Origin of the sequence: Paraburkholderia sprentiae WSM5005 (assembly GCF_001865575.2) — a bacterium.
Classification (GTDB): Bacteria; Pseudomonadota; Gammaproteobacteria; order Burkholderiales; family Burkholderiaceae; genus Paraburkholderia; species Paraburkholderia sprentiae.
The window spans coordinates 39985-55081 of sequence record NZ_CP017562.2; the positions used below are offsets into that span (position 1 = coordinate 39985).

Annotated in this window: 16 protein-coding genes; 5 read left to right on the top strand and 11 right to left on the bottom strand. The window is 60.8% G+C overall.

Annotated elements, in window-relative coordinates; genetic code table 11:
- Positions 1-17: 17 nt before the first annotated feature.
- The 10 genes from BJG93_RS16910 to BJG93_RS16955 form a co-directional block, all read right to left on the bottom strand.
- Positions 18-581 (bottom strand): SiaB family protein kinase, encoded by a 564-nt coding sequence (locus tag BJG93_RS16910; RefSeq protein WP_027195473.1) that lies wholly within the window; start codon positions 579-581, stop codon positions 18-20.
- Positions 582-593: 12 nt separating this feature from the next.
- Positions 594-1709, bottom strand: a complete 1116-nt coding sequence (locus BJG93_RS16915) for a SpoIIE family protein phosphatase (protein ID WP_034478096.1) — start codon at positions 1707-1709, stop codon at positions 594-596.
- Between the two features lie 311 nt (positions 1710-2020).
- The gene (locus BJG93_RS16920; RefSeq protein ID WP_027195475.1) at positions 2021-2281 is read right to left on the bottom strand and encodes a hypothetical protein; all 261 of its coding nucleotides are present in this window, start codon (positions 2279-2281) and stop codon (positions 2021-2023) included.
- Positions 2274-3023 carry a DNA/RNA non-specific endonuclease gene (locus BJG93_RS16925; RefSeq protein ID WP_027195476.1) on the bottom strand — a complete coding sequence of 250 codons (750 nt, stop codon included), beginning with the start codon at positions 3021-3023 and terminating at the stop codon, positions 2274-2276. The genes BJG93_RS16920 and BJG93_RS16925 overlap by 8 nt, the downstream gene beginning before the upstream one ends.
- Before the next feature lie 315 nt (positions 3024-3338).
- Complete coding sequence (locus tag BJG93_RS16930; protein WP_027195477.1) at positions 3339-3698, bottom strand: DUF3564 domain-containing protein; 360 nt, start codon at positions 3696-3698, stop codon at positions 3339-3341.
- A 138-nt stretch (positions 3699-3836) separates the two neighbouring features.
- Positions 3837-5549, bottom strand: a complete 1713-nt coding sequence (locus BJG93_RS16935; RefSeq protein WP_034478100.1) for an acid phosphatase — start codon at positions 5547-5549, stop codon at positions 3837-3839.
- 72 nt (positions 5550-5621) lie between these two features.
- The gene (locus BJG93_RS16940) at positions 5622-6083 is read right to left on the bottom strand and encodes a GNAT family N-acetyltransferase (protein ID WP_027195479.1); all 462 of its coding nucleotides are present in this window, start codon (positions 6081-6083) and stop codon (positions 5622-5624) included.
- Positions 6084-6226: 143 nt separating this feature from the next.
- Complete coding sequence (locus tag BJG93_RS16945) at positions 6227-6430, bottom strand: DUF3562 domain-containing protein (RefSeq protein WP_027195480.1); 204 nt, start codon at positions 6428-6430, stop codon at positions 6227-6229.
- 231 nt (positions 6431-6661) lie between these two features.
- Positions 6662-7960 carry a TAXI family TRAP transporter solute-binding subunit gene (locus BJG93_RS16950; RefSeq protein ID WP_027195481.1) on the bottom strand — a complete coding sequence of 433 codons (1299 nt, stop codon included), beginning with the start codon at positions 7958-7960 and terminating at the stop codon, positions 6662-6664.
- A gap of 304 nt (positions 7961-8264) precedes the next feature.
- Positions 8265-9116: a LysR family transcriptional regulator gene (locus tag BJG93_RS16955; RefSeq protein WP_027195482.1), complete on the bottom strand. Its 852-nt coding sequence runs from the start codon at positions 9114-9116 to the stop codon at positions 8265-8267.
- Between the two features lie 175 nt (positions 9117-9291).
- On the opposite strand from BJG93_RS16955, the gene BJG93_RS16960 reads away from it, so the two are divergent.
- The 5 genes from BJG93_RS16960 to BJG93_RS16980 all read left to right on the top strand — a co-directional run bounded on the left by BJG93_RS16960 (position 9292) and on the right by BJG93_RS16980 (position 13348).
- The gene (locus BJG93_RS16960) at positions 9292-9606 is read left to right on the top strand and encodes an EthD family reductase (RefSeq protein ID WP_027195483.1); all 315 of its coding nucleotides are present in this window, start codon (positions 9292-9294) and stop codon (positions 9604-9606) included.
- Between the two features lie 57 nt (positions 9607-9663).
- On the top strand, positions 9664-10671 hold the full coding sequence (locus BJG93_RS16965) for an alpha/beta hydrolase (protein WP_027195484.1): 1008 nt from the start codon (positions 9664-9666) through the stop codon (positions 10669-10671).
- Positions 10672-10790: 119 nt separating this feature from the next.
- Entirely contained in the window at positions 10791-11609 is an 819-nt protein-coding gene (locus BJG93_RS16970) for an NAD(P)-dependent oxidoreductase (protein WP_027195485.1), read from the top strand.
- 201 nt (positions 11610-11810) lie between these two features.
- Complete coding sequence (locus tag BJG93_RS16975) at positions 11811-12614, top strand: hypothetical protein (protein WP_027195486.1); 804 nt, start codon at positions 11811-11813, stop codon at positions 12612-12614.
- 89 nt (positions 12615-12703) lie between these two features.
- Positions 12704-13348, top strand: a complete 645-nt coding sequence (locus BJG93_RS16980) for a hypothetical protein (RefSeq protein ID WP_027195487.1) — start codon at positions 12704-12706, stop codon at positions 13346-13348.
- 202 nt (positions 13349-13550) lie between these two features.
- Here BJG93_RS16980 and BJG93_RS16985 read toward each other — a convergent pair whose 3' ends face one another.
- A complete protein-coding gene (locus tag BJG93_RS16985; RefSeq protein ID WP_027195488.1) occupies positions 13551-14978 on the bottom strand; it encodes a pyridoxal phosphate-dependent decarboxylase family protein in 1428 nt (475 codons plus the stop codon).
- Positions 14979-15097: the final 119 nt, after the last annotated feature.

Consider the following 15097-nt stretch of genomic DNA (forward strand, 5'->3'; position numbering starts at 1 on the left):
TTCGTGTGCCTTCCTGCTCAGATGATGGCCGTGAGGCAAAACAGCGTCGTGTCGGGTTCGTCGGCACGCGGATGAAAAGCGAATTCAAGTGGTGCGCTCGCATCGCGCGCCATCGTCAGGAAGCCGAGGCCGGCGCCCTTGCTGTCTTTCGGAGCGTCAGTGCGCAACGACACCTTGTACGCCTGCCTGATTTCTTCAACAGACATGTTGCGCAGCGGCTCCAGCCTGTTTCGCAGGCCTTCGACCTCGGCGGTCGCGATCGGATTGACACACAACATCACGTGATGCTCGCCATGCCTGGAGATGCACACGGCGCCCTCGCGTATCTCGCCTGCCCGTTCGCCGCCAGGCTCCAGAGCGTTCGACGAGTAGTGAACGATGTTCTGCGCCAGCTCGATAAAGGACGAAAAAAGTTTGCGGCGAGTAGGACCGCTCACGCCGGCGACTTCCAGCTGCAGTTTCACGACCTCGCCCATCGACGCGACAATGTTATGGGAGAAGTAGCCCTTATGATAGAAGAGCACATTGCGTCGCTGCGCAAGTTCGAAAAAGGCGCTGTCTTGTTCTAGGAGTGGGGACATTCTGGGAATTCACTAAATGCGGGCGCAGAAAAGCGTGACGTCGTCACGGCGCGGTTGGTTGCCTTGCCATTGCGCGAGCGCGAGCCGGACGCGCTCGCAAATCGTCGCGGGGGTTTCGGCGCGGTTTTCGACGATCAGGTCGAGCGCACGGCGCCGGCCGAAAGAAATGTTGCGCGGGCCGCCGATCTGATCGGCGAGGCCGTCGGTGTAGATGAACAGCAGGCTGCCCGCCGTGACCGGAATCGAGTGCAAGCGCCACGCGTAGTCGGCGCGGCTGTCCACATAACCGACGCCCATCCGGTCGGCTCCGATCGTTTCGAACTCTGCCGCGTCAGGCGACAGAATGTGCAGCGCGATCCTCGCCCCCGCAAAATGCAACATGCTTTCGGTGGCATCGAACCAGAAGAGTGCTGTATCGAGGCCGTCGTTGGATTGATTTCCTTCGGCGGCACGGCTCACTTGTCCCAGCAAGCCCTTGACGTTTCGATTGACGGCCGCCAACAGTGCGGCCGGATCGCGCGGACCGATGTGCTCGAGCGCCTTCGACAGTGACGCCGAAGCAAGCAAGGTCATGAAGGCGCCGGGAACGCCATGTCCGGTGCAATCGGCGACCGCGCCAAACCAGCCGTTCGGAAACGCCGCGAAATGATAGAAATCGCCGCCGACGACGTCGCGAGGTTCCCAGACCATCGCTGCGTCGCGCAGCTTCATCGACAGCGTCTCGCTGGAAGCACGCAACATCGCGCGCTGTATCACGCTGGCGTACTCGATGCTCTGCATGATCTGGCGGTTCTTCTCCGCTTGCATTTCCGCGACCGCGCTGATCAGCTGTAGACCGCTCCCCAGGCCCGAGAAGAGTCCCTCGCGAGTCACGATGAAACCATCGACCAGCGCCTTTTCTCCCGCTTCGACCGTTCTGAACGTCAGCGCTTCGATGCTCACGTCGGCATCGACGATGAGCGGCTCTTTGTCCATGAACGCGATGCAGCTTTTCTTGTCGTAAAGCTCTCGATGGAACGGCCTGCTCATTTGCGACATAAAAATATCGCGGTTGATCAGGCCGATGGGACGGTGGTTGTCGATGACAGCGAGACTTTGCATATCGCGGCGCGCAGAGAAGATCTCCATGACCACCGAGTTGGGATCCTCAACGTCTACGTATGGGACTTCCTGGCACAAATCTCCGGCAGTGCGCGGATTCCCCTGTGCGGAAGAACGGCGAAATCTCGAGAACGCTGGATGCATGGCGACGCCAGTCGGTGTATGAAGAAACCTCGCACGCTAAAGTTTCTCCATGTACTTTCTGTGACAGAAGGGCGTCTGTTCACTCTACCGGCGCGAGATTAGAAAACAGCCGGGCACGCAAAGGTTTGCGTGCCCGAGATGAGTAAAAAATGGGCAGCTGCCAGGTTGCGTAAATGCAACGCCGGCGAATCAACTCATTGAAACGGATTCTGCACGACACCCGGTTCAGCATCCGGCTCGTCTTTTACCTTCGCCGGTAAATCCTTCTGCGCCTGCAGACTCGCGACAATCGCATCGAGTGCTTCCTTGAGCGCGAGTGCAGCCTTCAACCCGCGCTGGTCGCGCGTCAATTCCAGCGTGCCGTTCAGCACGACACGCGTCGTGCCGTTGCTGAGCGTGAGCGCATCGCCCTGAATGTTGAGCACGTCGTCATCGTTCGAATAGGGTTTAAACACCTTTTAGTCCTCCTGGCCGCTGGTCCTTGAGGTTGTCCGGAATGCCCGGAAAACGGATGCCCGACATCGCTTCGAGTTCGTGAATCGTGCGCATGTCGTAGCGGTTGGTCGCTACATTATCGACCACGATGGCGAATGCGAGTTGACGCGACGGCACATAGACGACCTTGTATAACTGAGTCGGCACCAACACGCGCGTCGGTCCGATCGTCTGCACTTGCCGGCCGGTGAACAGTGGTCCGGTGACGACGTATGTGTCGTCGTAGGCGAGCGCGATCTTGCGCACCGCGCTTTCGATGCGTGCCCACAATCGTTGGTTGTTCTGACGGTTTTGCGGCACGACGTTCGCGAGCGAGAAGGATTGCGCCATCGCCTCATCGTTCCAGCGATTACCCGCCGGACTCATATGACCGCGATCGAAGCCGCTGCGTTTGTAGTCGGCGAGCGTCGCGCCTTCGCCATCAGGCAGGCGCGCGTCTTCGAAGAACTTGTTGGTGCGCACCCTATCCTTCGCTTCTTCGATGTGCTCGCGCGTCAGATGCTCGGCCGACCACAGCGGACCGTGCGTAACACCCGAATGCAGTACCGCGAAATCGCCATAGCAAAGCAGGCGCGTTTTCGGCGCCATCTTCTGGTTGGTGAGGACGGGCCATTGCGCATTCGGCGTGAACCCGGTGCAGGAAGGCGCCGCGCTCGCATGGGCGGCGGCGGCGAAAAACAGACAGGCAAGCCACTTCTTCATGTGTCGGTGGTTCATGGACGGGGGGCGCAAGTATAGCGTCGCGGCCCGCGTCGAGCGACAGCACGATGCAAAAGGGAATGGAAATGGGAAAAAGAGGCGGCGCGCGGCGGACAAAAAAATGGGCCGCTTTGCAGCGACCCGAATGCGTGGACTTCCGACTCTACGCACGCAAGCTTAAGAAGGTCTTAAGTGGTGCGATAGCGCGTTGCGTTGTGTTCGTTTGCGCACTAACAGATTTACGCGTGCGAGCAGTGCTCGCGCAACGAGCCGGAAGTTTCGACCGGAAAAGAAAAGCGCGAAGAATCGCGCCAGAACTTAATTACCGAACACGCTGTTTTCAGCGCAGACTTTTTGACGATCCACTGCCTGCAAGCGCCAGAATCCACTCGTCGCCTTGCGCGTTTGCAGCGCGGTCCATGCCGCGGCGCCTTGCGCGGCGCTCACTCGCTCCTTGCGATCGACGTGCAGGCCGCGCAACGTACAGACCGGCGCGTCGGCGCTCGGTGCGCACAGCGTGGTCACGCCGTTCTCGTCGCGCAGTTCGCCCCAGGGGGGCAGGTCGATCCCTTGATGCGCTTCTCTCGACCACCGATGTTCGTCGGTATCGAGCCAGAGCACAGCGTAGTCATGGCTTACGGTGGGATCGGAACCGTTAATCAGGATGGTCAGTCGCATATCAGTTCCGTTCATAAATTGCGAAGGGCTTTATCAGTCTAGGCCGCGCGGCGCTTTATGCAAGGCAAAGGCACGACATCCGAATGGAAAGATTCGCGAAACGGCGCGGCGCGGCCGAGCAACGCAGCCGCCAGGCGCTCAAGCGAGATCGAGCGAAGCGGTCAGATCGCCGAGCGGCGCCAGTCCGTTGCTTGCGAATGCCTTGTCGCGCGCGACCACGCCATCGAGCGGTGCGAGTCCATGCACACGGTTAATGAAACGCAGAATCGAGTTCGTGTCGTACACCGTGTGATCGACATAGCCCTTCTTCGCGAGCGGCGAGATCACGAGCGCCGGAACGCGCGAACCCGGACCCCAGCGATCGCCGATGGGTGGCGCGACGTGATCCCACCAGCCGCCGTTCTCGTCGACGGTGACGATCACGACCGTGTTCTGCCATTGCGGGCCGCGCTGAATGTGCTCGATCAGCGTCGCGATGTGACGGTCGCCCGAGGCGACGTCCGCGTAGCCCGCGTGCATATTCAGGTCGCCTTGCGGTTTGTAGAACGTGACGGTCGGCAAACGTCCCGCATCGATGTCGGCGATCAGGCGATTGGTCGACGCGTCATTGCCCATGCCGCCGTCGTGCAGGTAGCGGCGGCGCGCGGCGGTGCCCGGCGCGTAATTGGCGAAGTAGTTGAACGGCTGATGGTGGTATTGAAAGTCGGGCATCGCCCCCGTATCGCGATGATCGAGCGCGTATTGCCATGCGCCGCTGTACCAGGCCCAGTCGATGCCCTTGCCGGTCAGCCGGTCGCCGATCGTCGCGTAATGCTGCGGCGGCATCACGCGCGGGTCCGACAGATCCGCGAAAGCCGGGTCGCCGCCCTCGGCCGGACGCACGCTGCTGGGCTGATACGGCGGCGCCATCGTGTTGACCGCGTAGCCGTCGGCCGTGAAAGCGCCGTCATTGACGAACTTCGGCGGACCGTCGAGCGCCGACGCGGGTGAGTTAGGGGCGAGCTTCAAACGGGTGCCGGTTGGATCGTCGCCTTCTAGCACCGACACCATCTTCTTCGCCGGACTGTTGTGGACGTCCGGATAGTACGGCGCCTGCGCCGAAATCAGGAAGATGTGGTTCAGCCACGAGCCGCCGAAAGCGGCCATGAAGAAGTTGTCGCACAGCGTGTATTGCTGCGCGAGATTCCATAGGCGCAGCGTCTCGGCGGAATTGCGGTAATGCCCCATCACAAGGCCGCCGGAATCGCCCCACGCGGCGAACTGATTGTTGCGGCCCGCGTTGATTTGCATCTGGTTCTGATAGAAGCGATGCACGAGGTCGCGCGTGATCACGCCGGTCGGCAGCGGCACGCCGTGCGCATCGACGATGCCAAACGGCCGGTTGCGCAGATGATCGAGATCGTTTTCGCCGATCATGTAGCGCTTGCCGTCCACTTCCTGCGCTTGCGGCACGAGGCCGCCCCAGATCGCCGGCAGCCGTGGCAGCGGCGTCTTGCCATCGCGGTCGAACTGGACGTATTGCTCGGCGGTGACCGAGTCGAGCGGGTGCTGGACGCCCGGGTAATTGCCGTAGAGGTTCGCGAAGCTGCGGTTCTCCGCGTAAATCACCACGATGTTCTTCACCTGATCGTGCAGTGCAGCGTCGAGCCGCAAGTCGGCGGCGCTGCGCGGCGGACCGTTGCCTGCCAGTCCCTCGCCCGTTTTGCAGCCGGTGAGCGCGAGGCCGAGGCCGACCGCCGCGAGACCCGACAGCACGCGCCGGCGTTCAGGGTCGTCGGGGGTGTCGTTGGCGCGATCGATTGAATCGGGGTTGTCCAGTTTCGGCGGCAGGTGAGGATCGTGGTCGGTCATCGGTGAGTTCCGCAGGAGACGTGACGGTCGCATCGGCGCCGCTCGAAGCGGTGCGCGCGACACCGGTTATGGTTAAAGCGACTTGCGATAAATCACAAAGCCCGACTTGTCCGCGACCTTGTCATAGAGCTGCATCGCGGTGCGATTCGTCTCGTGCGTCTGCCAGTACACGCGTTGCGCACCGTCGGCTTTTGCCCGTGCATAGACTGCCTCGATCAGCGCACGGCCGACGCCCTTGCCGCGCTCGCTATCGAGCGTGTACAGGTCTTGCAGATAGCAGATCGGTCCGGCCATCGTCGTGTGACGGTGATAGAGGAAATGCACGATGCCATGCAACTGCCCGGCGCGGTCCGCGACGAACGCATGCATCGGCTCGTAGCCATCGAAAAAGCGGTTCCACGTAATGTGGGTGATCTCGCGCGGCAACGCGGTCTCGCCCGAGCGGCCATAAAACGCGTTGTAGGCGTCCCATAGCGGCAGCCATGCATCGAAATCGTCACGGTTGACGGCGCGAATCTGCAGCGGGGCGGACATGACGGCGATTCCTTTGGAAAGCTGTGGAACCGCCAGCATAGAAAATCTACGGCGCGATTGTTAGCTCCACCACATGCGCGAAGTCTGGAGCCACGGGCGCGTGCAAGATTGCGGTGGGCCGATGCATCACCGCGTACCGCGGGTCAGTGCTTGCGATGATGCTTGTCGCGCAGTTCGTTGCGGACCTTCTTCGCGGCGAACAGCGGCACGTAGTCGAACACGTGCGCCTCGCTGCGGATTTCCGCGAGCGTATCGGTGTACATGCGGGACACCGTTTCAGCCGGCGTGTCGGTTTCCTCGGCGATGCTTTGGACGACTTCATCTACGTTCGGCTCTGGCTGCGACATGGGCTTACTCCGGGCAGTGCGGCGGGCGGGATGGCGGTACGGACGGCAGAAGTTCATTACAGAATGCGAACCGCTAGCGCGCCAATTGAATCGCGCTATCGCGCAACCCATTTCACAGAGATTTTTTTCTTGCGCTGCGGCAAGCGCCCGCACGGTGGGGTCCCGCGGAAAATCAACCGGTTGAGCGGTGGTGAATACCCGAGAATCGCGCAGGGGTAAGGGAACGCCGTTTCAGCTTTGCACCTTCTGCGCCACATGCGCTATCCGGTCACGCACGACGCCGATCGCCTGCTTCAGTGCGTAAACATCCTGAAAGTAGCGATACGGAATGCGAATCTGGCTCGCGTGCGCGTCGATGCTCTCGATCTCGTCGCTCCATTGCGCGATTTGCGCGCGAGACGGCTGGGCGTTCTTCCACACGTCGTCCTCGAGCGCCTTGATCGCCCGGTACCAGACGACGAGCCGTTTCTTCATACGCGCTTCAAGCATGCGCGGCAGCGCCTGCGCGAGGCCGATCAGCAGCGCCAGGAACGGGACCAGAATCAACAGCCGTCGTTCGATCAGACTCGCGAGCCAGAACGGCAGGTAGCGATACAGAAACGGCCGGCCCGATCTGAAATAGCGCACGCTTTCGTCGGAGATCGGGAATTCTTCGGTGTTCAGGTTCGGGAACGTGCCGAGCGGCGTGAAGTAGTCCTCGCCGCCGTGCACCGTGCGCGCCGCGTCGAGCAGCAGATAGACGAGCGCCGGATGCAGCGTGTCCTTCGACACCAGCAATGCGGTCGCCGCGAGCAGCGTCACGTCACTGCGCGGCAAGTCGTCGGCGACGCTCGTCGATGCGCGCGGCAAGACGATCTTCGATAGCGACGGGAATTTTTGCACCAGGGCGTCGGCCTGAGCGAAGCTCATGAGCTTCAGGTTGCTGGTGAGCAGCGTGTGCTGCATGTCGGCGTCGGGCCGGCCAATGAAGAACGCCGCGTCGAGCTGACCGCTCTCGAGCCCCTGGTATGCAGCGTTCGCGTCCATCTGCAGCAGCGTCGAATTCCGACTCGTGATGCCGCTATAGCCGAGCAGCACCTGCGAGACGTGGAGCAGCCCGCTGCCAGGCACGCCCATGGAAATGCGCTTGCCCCGCAGTCGCGACAGCCGGTCGATCGTCGCGTCGCCGCGATAGAACACCCAGATCGGTTCGTACGACACGGCGGCGATGGTTTGCAGATTGTCCGTGTCTTTCGGGCTGGTCGTGCCCGACTGGATGAAGCCGACCTGATAGGCGCTGTCCGGGTCCGCGAGCCGCTGGTAGTTTTCGACCGAGCCCGACGAGCTACGGATGTCTAGCTTGATGCCTTCGCGCTTGAGCAGCGGCGCGTAGCGATCGGCGAAGCCGCGATAAATGCCGCCGTCCGCGCCGGAGGTGATGACGATCGTGCGCTGGAACGCGGGCTCGAGCACAAGCGCGAGCATCCAGCCGAACGCGGCGACGAGCACGATCGCGCCGACGATCAGAAGACGCCGCCGCCGGCGCGTCATCGGCGTTCTGTGGCTGCGGTACAGCGCGGGATCTGGTCTCGGCATCGTTACCCGGGATTGGTCATGTCCGGCCTTGGTGAGTAATGGAGTGCGAGCCGTCTTTTATTCCTCAACTTTACGATATCTACTGCGCGGACTGTTCGTGATTGATGGCGAGGTCGCCGGTCACCGGTTCGACCGCTTCGATAATCGCGTTCGTGCCGCTCTTTGCTACGCTCCAGCATCAGTGTGGCGTGTAGCAGCCTGATTTCTTCTCTTCAGGCCTTTTGCAACGGGGCTGAAATGTCCGAGAACCGGGGTACAACTAATTGGCCAGGTGTTTGATGACGAGATCCACGAACGCGCGAAGACGATGTAGCCGCCGGAGATCGCGGTGATAGCCCATCCAGATCTCGCGACGCGGTGGCTCTTCGCTCAGATCGAGCCTGCGAATGGTACCGACCTGATCTCCGACAGGCCGCGGCAGTACAGCAATGCCCAAACCTATCCCACACATCTGGGCGTGGACATTACGGTTGTTCGACTGCAATACGACACCAGCGTTCGGGAACCGATTTTTTAGCCACTCGATATCAGGAAAGCGACCAGTCGACGTGTCCATTGCGATTAAACGGTTCCCTGTGCCGTCACCTTCCATCGGATCGGCGCTCGCGTGAGCCACGTAGACGCCATATCGCATCTGGGCCAACCGTCTTTGCACGATATCGGGTCCCTCGAATGGAACAATACGGAAGGCAACGTCCGCTTCACGCTGCGCGAGGTTGAACAAGCGTGTTCCCGTCAGGACCTCGATCTCAACATGCGGATATTCGCGCGAGTATTCAGCAATCACTGGCGGCAGGACATAGGCGCCAAACCAGTCAGCCGATGACACCCTCAGCGTTCCTTCCAGCTGTTGCTGTTCACCAGCCAGCCGCCGCTCCATGGTCAGCGCGCTGTCCTCCATCTGCTCGGCGAGGGGCAGGATCGCGGTGCCTTCCTCCGTCAGCACGAAGCCCTCCGCTGTTCGCTGAAAGAGCACTTGTCCCGTGGCGTCCTCGAGCGCGCGAAGGCGTCGCCCAATTGTTGGATGGCTAAGGTGCAACAGTCGTGCAGCAGCACCCAATGTTCCAGTGCGCGCTATCGCCAGAAAAATCCGGACATCACTCCATTCCATACCCGAGTCCCACAAAAATGAACGGCGAATGTTCATTTTATTGGATTGTCGAACAATAGTGAATGCGGGAAACTTCGCTGCATCCACTGTCGCGGCGCCCTCATGGCTCGTCCTGATCGGCGTTTCAGGTTACGGGCCGGGACAGCTCGGAGAAATTGGCAAAACGGAGATTGGCATGTCGCAACTTGTATCGCAGACCGTCTATGTCACCTACGAAGGTGCGCCAGGAGACCGTTTTGATCGGAGCTACTACGTCGAACGTCACCTGCCGCTCGTGATGCAGGCATGGCAGCGCTACGGCCTTGAGAGCGTCGCGGCCTTCTTTCCGCCGATGACGCATGTCGGCACCCTCGCGATTTGTGAATGCCGTTTTCGAGACAAAGCGGCAATTGAAACCGCCTTCGGATCTCCAGAAACCCGGGAGGTCATGGCCGACGTTCCGAGTTTCACCGACCTTGCACCAACACGCTTGCGCGTCACTCCGCTCTGAGCGGGTCAATTTCAGATCGGCGCTACGCGCCTCTCACTTGCAAATTGGAGAAAGATCTTGGCCTTCTGGAAAAGTACTGCCCCCCGCACCGTGCGTCGCGGCCATATGTGGATTTCTGGCAATCGTATCGAACGAGACGGAGAGACGTACCAATGCGGCCCGCTTTTCGTTGAGTGGGAAGCGCCGGAGCAGGCCACGCGTCCGTGGCCGATTGTGCTTGTGCATGGCGGTGGCTATCAGGGAACCGAGTGGTTCGACACGCCGGATGGCCGTCCAGGCTGGGCACAACGTCTGGTGGAAGCAGGCTACGCGGTTCTCGTGGTCGACCGTCCTGGACAAGGACGATCGCCGTACCACGTCGAGACGATGGGGCCGATGGGACCGGGGTTCTCGTATGAACACGGGCGCGATATCTACTTCCCGACAAAATATGAAGATCAACACACCCAATGGCCTTTTGCCCGGGATGACGAGGCGGCGATGGACGGGTTCATCGCCGGCTATGGCCCGCTTCCCGCAGACCTCGCGTTCTCCGAGGACATGGAGGCGGACAGGATCGCAAAGCTGCTGGACAGGATTGGCCCGGCGATTCTCCTGACGCACTCAGCGTCGGGACCGGTCGGTTGGGTAGTGGCAGATCGTCGGCCCGGGCTGGTCAAAGCGATCGTCGCCGTTGAGCCGATGGGCCCCCCGTTTGCGGATATTCCCAATATCGGGTCGCTCACATGGGGCCTCGCGGCGGTGCCGCTGAACTGGGAGCCGTCCGTCGCCACACCTGAAGATCTGCGGGCTGCTGCTGCTGGCGCGCACCGGCTGCCTGCGCTCGCCGGTTTGCCGATCGTCGCCGTCACTGCCGAAGCCTCAGCCTTCGCCGCCGCCAGTCGCCCCGCTGTTGAGCAACTGAAAGCGGCTGGCAGCCAGGCGGAACTGTTGCATCTTCCCGACCATGGTGTGTTCGGAAACGGCCACGGTCTCATCTACGAGAAGAACTCCGATGACGCACTGATGCCGGTGTTGAACTGGCTTATCGAGAACACGGAAACCCCAACTCAGCGAAAGCAATGAACGTGAAAAGACAGCAGGCGGGTGATCCGACCAGGGCTATTCAAGTCATGCTGCGTGCCATCGATAGTGATGAGCCGCCAGGGAACTCAAATGGAATTGGAATCATTGGTTTAGGCGCGATGGGCCGGGAAATTGCCCGCAATCTGGTCGCTGCCGGTCACGCCGTCAAAGCCTGGAACCGTTCAGGCGGGGATGTCGAAGGTGTACGCATGGTAGAGACGCCTGCGCAAGCGTTGCAGGCGGACATGGCCTTGACGATGCTGTCCGACGACTCTGCAATCCGCAACGTTCTGGTTGACGCGAAGTTGCTGTCCCAGGCGCGGTCAGACCTGGTGCATGTTGTAGCATCGACAATCTCCGTGGCGTTCGCGCAAGAACTGGTGGCGATTCATCGCGCGGCAGGCGTCGCCTATGTGGCTGCTCCAGTGCTCGGGCGGCCGGATGTCGCCGCTAGGGGCGAACTCAACGTTCTCGCCGCCGGCGCGCCCGGCGCTCTGAAAAAAGTCAAACCAGTGCTGGAAGTCATTAGCAAACAGGTTTGGGAGATGGGTGATGAACCGCCCACGGCCTATGCTGCGAAGATCGCCTGCAACATGATGATCACGATGGCAATTGAGGCGATGGCGGAAGCCGTCGTTCTAACGGAGACGAACGGACTTTCGCGAGAGCGCTTCTTTGAATTGATCCTGGGTACGCTGTTCGGCAGTCGTCCCTACCAGACCTATTCCGGCAATATCATCCGGAACGAATACCAACCTGGATTCAAGGCAACGCTTGGGCTCAAGGATCTTCGTCTGGCGAAGGAGGCCGCCACCGATGCGGCTCGCGTACTGCCGATGCTTGATGTCGTTCACGGCCGGATGCGGGACGCCGTGAACGCGGGTTTCGGTGATCGTGACTGGTCCGCAATTGCGAAGTTCGCAATCGATCACGGCTAACGAGATAGCGTAGATCCCTTTTGCGAGTGGCAACCATTGCAGGGTTGTGGCGGCAAAGGGCCGTCGGTACCGTGCTGGGCCCGGACTAACACTTGCCGACCAAGAGTGACCGCAGAAACCCGCTCAAGCGCGCGTTGCCAGACTAGACCCCAACAGAGCAAGCGGCGACTTGGATCTATACTTGGGCAGTTGGAGACCCCCATGGCTAATCACGACAGGCTGCATCCGCTACGTCCGCTCCTGAAGAATTGGGTTTGGGAGCATGGCCGAATCGGTACTCGCTATCTGGACTGCATCGATGGCGAAATCAAGTTTGACGAAGGCAAGAAGTCGCGCTTCGCGGCCGAAGAATACATTTTCGTGCCGCTCGACAAGGATGCTGACGACGATGCGTCTATGGAGAGTCCTCCGATCCAGGAGACGGGTCTTGCCCGGTTTTTGAGGGCAGCGCAGTTGGGCAAGCCGGAGGAAGCCGGCTCTATGGTGGAGGTCCAGCGCGCAGTGCAGGACTGCGTGGAACTTGGCCTGTTCAGCTCATATCAGATTGACGCTCAGGAAGCCTCTGCACGCTATGCGCAGGAGCCCATGTTCGACGATGAAATCCGCGCCGCGGTTGTCGACGATATCCGGCGTATCTACGCGGGCGCGCGCGCGCAACTGTCGCTGTACGATTTCAGTGTGCTTTACGGCTTGCCCACTCCGTTGCTCATCAACGAGGCGCCGTTCATCGACTGGCGCGTGCGCGCTAGTCCGGCCCTCCCGTTCGTCTCGCTTCCTCTTGGACCTTACTGCCTGCTGGTGGGTGCGCCCTCGGGCCGGAGCAGCCGAATCGGCCCGGTGGCCTGGAAGTCCGCTGCCACCATGGGACCGTTGAAGGACCACAACCGCCAAATCGCGGAGCACTCACGTTTGTGGCTGGTGGCGACCACCGATGACCAACTCGTCGCTGTACAAAGCCGCTTGGCTGCGGCCTGGAGCCCCAAGCCGGACGATGCGAAACCCTGACGAAGTCGGCGGGAAACGCGCGGCCGGCAGTGGCCGAATCATGAGGGCCCAGGCGTTAGCGAGACAACAACCTTGCTGTAGGAAGACCCATGAAGAAAGGAAAGACAAAACTTACCCGCCATGATGCTGAGCGCCTTTTCGAGGGATTGCCCGGCGGCAACGCGAAAGTATCGGGCCGGCCCGAGAACCCATTCGAAGCAGGAGCATTCGACGTGCTCGAGCGCGTCGACGACGAAACCAAACTCTGGAAAGACAACCTCATTACGCTTCCGATGGCGATCGAGTTGCCCGTTGGCTACGAGTCGGTGTCTCGCATGCGCGAGGCGATGGTCCGCGCATGGCGCGTGAAGTGGGTGAGGGAAGGTAAAAACGAGGTTGTCACCGAGTTTCCCGAAGGATGGACAGCCGTTCGCCCGGAAAGCGGCCCCATAGAGCTGAGAGATCCGTCCGGCGTGGTCCGCGCCTTATACGGTTGGGCTGCGGATGCTGAACTCAAAATTCTGCCGCGATATCTTATTGAGTCACAAGCGAACAGTTCTAGCGGACTAGGCAGCCTGCTTGTCCGTGATCGCGGGAACGGTCAAATTCTTGAGCGGTCATCGATCTGGTCCGCTCAGACCGGTACCAATCATCCAGATTGGACCAGGCTGTCAGCGTGGCTCAACTTACGCTATCCACAACATCGCGACCCGCTGCGGTACTGGAACGATTGCGAGGAAAACATCCAGAATTGAGCCGCTTTGGCGGCGCTGTTCCCGAGGCAAACTGCTGCACCCGGCTTGACGGAGGCGAAAGCAGGGCTCACCGCTTGATTGCGGCTTCCGCGATCGGCCAGCTAGCGACGTTCGCCGATGCCGTCGTGCGGACGTTCGAACGTCGGCTCTGCCGCAAGTAACGGACCTTCGTGACGGATTGTGTCGGCGCTTGGGTATTAGCTCAGGTTGCCGGATTCTTCGTTTCGCCCGTCACCCGGCGCCACGCTTCCACGACGACGTTGATCGCCTGATCCACATCCGACTGGGTCGTCGCCCAGGAGATCACTGACACGCGCATGACCCACATTCCTCTCCATTCCGCGCCCGAGAAGAAGTAGCTGCCCTCTGTCTCCAACTGAGCAATGACATCCCTCGTCGCCTGGTCGGATTGCTCGGATACCTCGGCCGAGCCAAATCGGACAAGGAACTGATTAAGCTCTACTTTGTTGAGCACACAGATGCCCGGTTCGCTGGCTAGCGCGGATGACATTCGTTCGGCAAGTTGGCAATGCCGTTCAACCATCGCCGAAATTCCGTCCTTGCCAAATGCGCAGAGCAATGCCCAGCTCGCAAAACCTCGAGCCCTGCGCGACAGCTCGGGGACCCACTCCTTCGGGTCACGAATTTCGTTTCCTGACACGGGGAGGTAGCTGGCTTTAACCGTCATGGCGCGACGGTGCGCGCGCGCATCGCGGACGATTGCATAGCCGCAGTCGTAGGGGCTTTGCAGCCATTTATGCCCGTCGGTCGTCCATGAGTCCGCCCGTTCAGCTCCTTCCGCCAGATGTGCACGCGAAGGACAGGCGCGAGCCCAAAGTCCGAGAGCGCCGTCGACATGCAGCCAGCCCTGTCTCTCATGCGTCGACTCAGCGATCGTATCCAGAGGGTCGAAGGCCCCGGTGTTGATTTGTCCGGCTTGAGCGATCACCAGCAATGGGGCCTTGACCCGCGCAATCGCCCGTCCAAGCTCGTTCGCGTTCATTCGCCCTTCACCGTCCGTCGGTATTGCGACGACGCGACGCTGACCAAATCCAAGATATCGCAGGGCGGAAAACACACTGACGTGAGCATCAGCACCCACGCACACCGTGATTTCTGGTGCACCGAACAGGCCGTCTGCCTCAACGTCCCATCCCTGCCGCCTGAGCAGTTCGCCACGCGCGGCTGCAAGACATACGAAGTGCGACATTGTCCCACCAGTGGTAAATCCGACCGAGCACTCGGGCGGAAGCTGGAGGAGTTCTAGCAGCCACCTGCTAGCTACAGTCTCGGCCGCCGCGTTCGCCGGGCAACTGTGATAGCCGGCGCCATTTTGGCCCCACATGCTCGTTAGCCAATCCGCGGCGACTCCGACCGGGTGTGATGCACCCATCACCCAGGCAAAAAAGCGCGGTCCAGCCGTGCCGGTCAAACCAGGCTCCGCGGCATCTGCAAGGCGCTCGATGACCGTTGCCGGCGCGATACCGGCATCCGTCATCGGACCGCCGAAAGCTTCAAGCAGTTGGTCGAACGTCGCAGACGCTTGTGCCGGCAGGCCTTTCCTTGCCTTGTGGAATCGAATCGCTCTGCGGTAGGCGGTATCGAGTGCCGAAGAATATTGGTCGCTCATGGAACAGCCTCCTTGAATGCGTGTCTGGAGCACACCACGGCTTGAGTGAACCTAGACTCTGTCAGGCACGAACAAGTCGCAGTTCTAAATTGATCAGCTGCAAGATCCAGCGACAGAGA

Excerpts from the sequence above, each read along its gene's own strand:
- BJG93_RS16910 (WP_027195473.1), bottom strand. The coding sequence starts at position 581 with ATGTCCCCACTCCTAGAACAAGACAGCGCCTTTTTCGAACTTGCGCAG.
- BJG93_RS16915 (WP_034478096.1), bottom strand. The coding sequence starts at position 1,709 with ATGGAGATCTTCTCTGCGCGCCGCGATATGCAAAGTCTCGCTGTCATC.
- BJG93_RS16925 (WP_027195476.1), bottom strand. The coding sequence starts at position 3,023 with ATGAAGAAGTGGCTTGCCTGTCTGTTTTTCGCCGCCGCCGCCCATGCG.
- BJG93_RS16930 (WP_027195477.1), bottom strand. The coding sequence starts at position 3,698 with ATGCGACTGACCATCCTGATTAACGGTTCCGATCCCACCGTAAGCCAT.
- BJG93_RS16935 (WP_034478100.1), bottom strand. The coding sequence starts at position 5,549 with ATGACCGACCACGATCCTCACCTGCCGCCGAAACTGGACAACCCCGAT.
- BJG93_RS16940 (WP_027195479.1), bottom strand. The coding sequence starts at position 6,083 with ATGTCCGCCCCGCTGCAGATTCGCGCCGTCAACCGTGACGATTTCGAT.
- BJG93_RS16945 (WP_027195480.1), bottom strand. The coding sequence starts at position 6,430 with ATGTCGCAGCCAGAGCCGAACGTAGATGAAGTCGTCCAAAGCATCGCC.
- BJG93_RS16950 (WP_027195481.1), bottom strand. The coding sequence starts at position 7,960 with ATGACGCGCCGGCGGCGGCGTCTTCTGATCGTCGGCGCGATCGTGCTC.
- BJG93_RS16955 (WP_027195482.1), bottom strand. The coding sequence starts at position 9,116 with ATGGAATGGAGTGATGTCCGGATTTTTCTGGCGATAGCGCGCACTGGA.
- BJG93_RS16960 (WP_027195483.1), top strand. The coding sequence starts at position 9,292 with ATGTCGCAACTTGTATCGCAGACCGTCTATGTCACCTACGAAGGTGCG.
- BJG93_RS16970 (WP_027195485.1), top strand. The coding sequence starts at position 10,791 with ATGGGCCGGGAAATTGCCCGCAATCTGGTCGCTGCCGGTCACGCCGTC.
- BJG93_RS16975 (WP_027195486.1), top strand. The coding sequence starts at position 11,811 with ATGGCTAATCACGACAGGCTGCATCCGCTACGTCCGCTCCTGAAGAAT.
- BJG93_RS16980 (WP_027195487.1), top strand. The coding sequence starts at position 12,704 with ATGAAGAAAGGAAAGACAAAACTTACCCGCCATGATGCTGAGCGCCTT.
- BJG93_RS16985 (WP_027195488.1), bottom strand. The coding sequence starts at position 14,978 with ATGAGCGACCAATATTCTTCGGCACTCGATACCGCCTACCGCAGAGCG.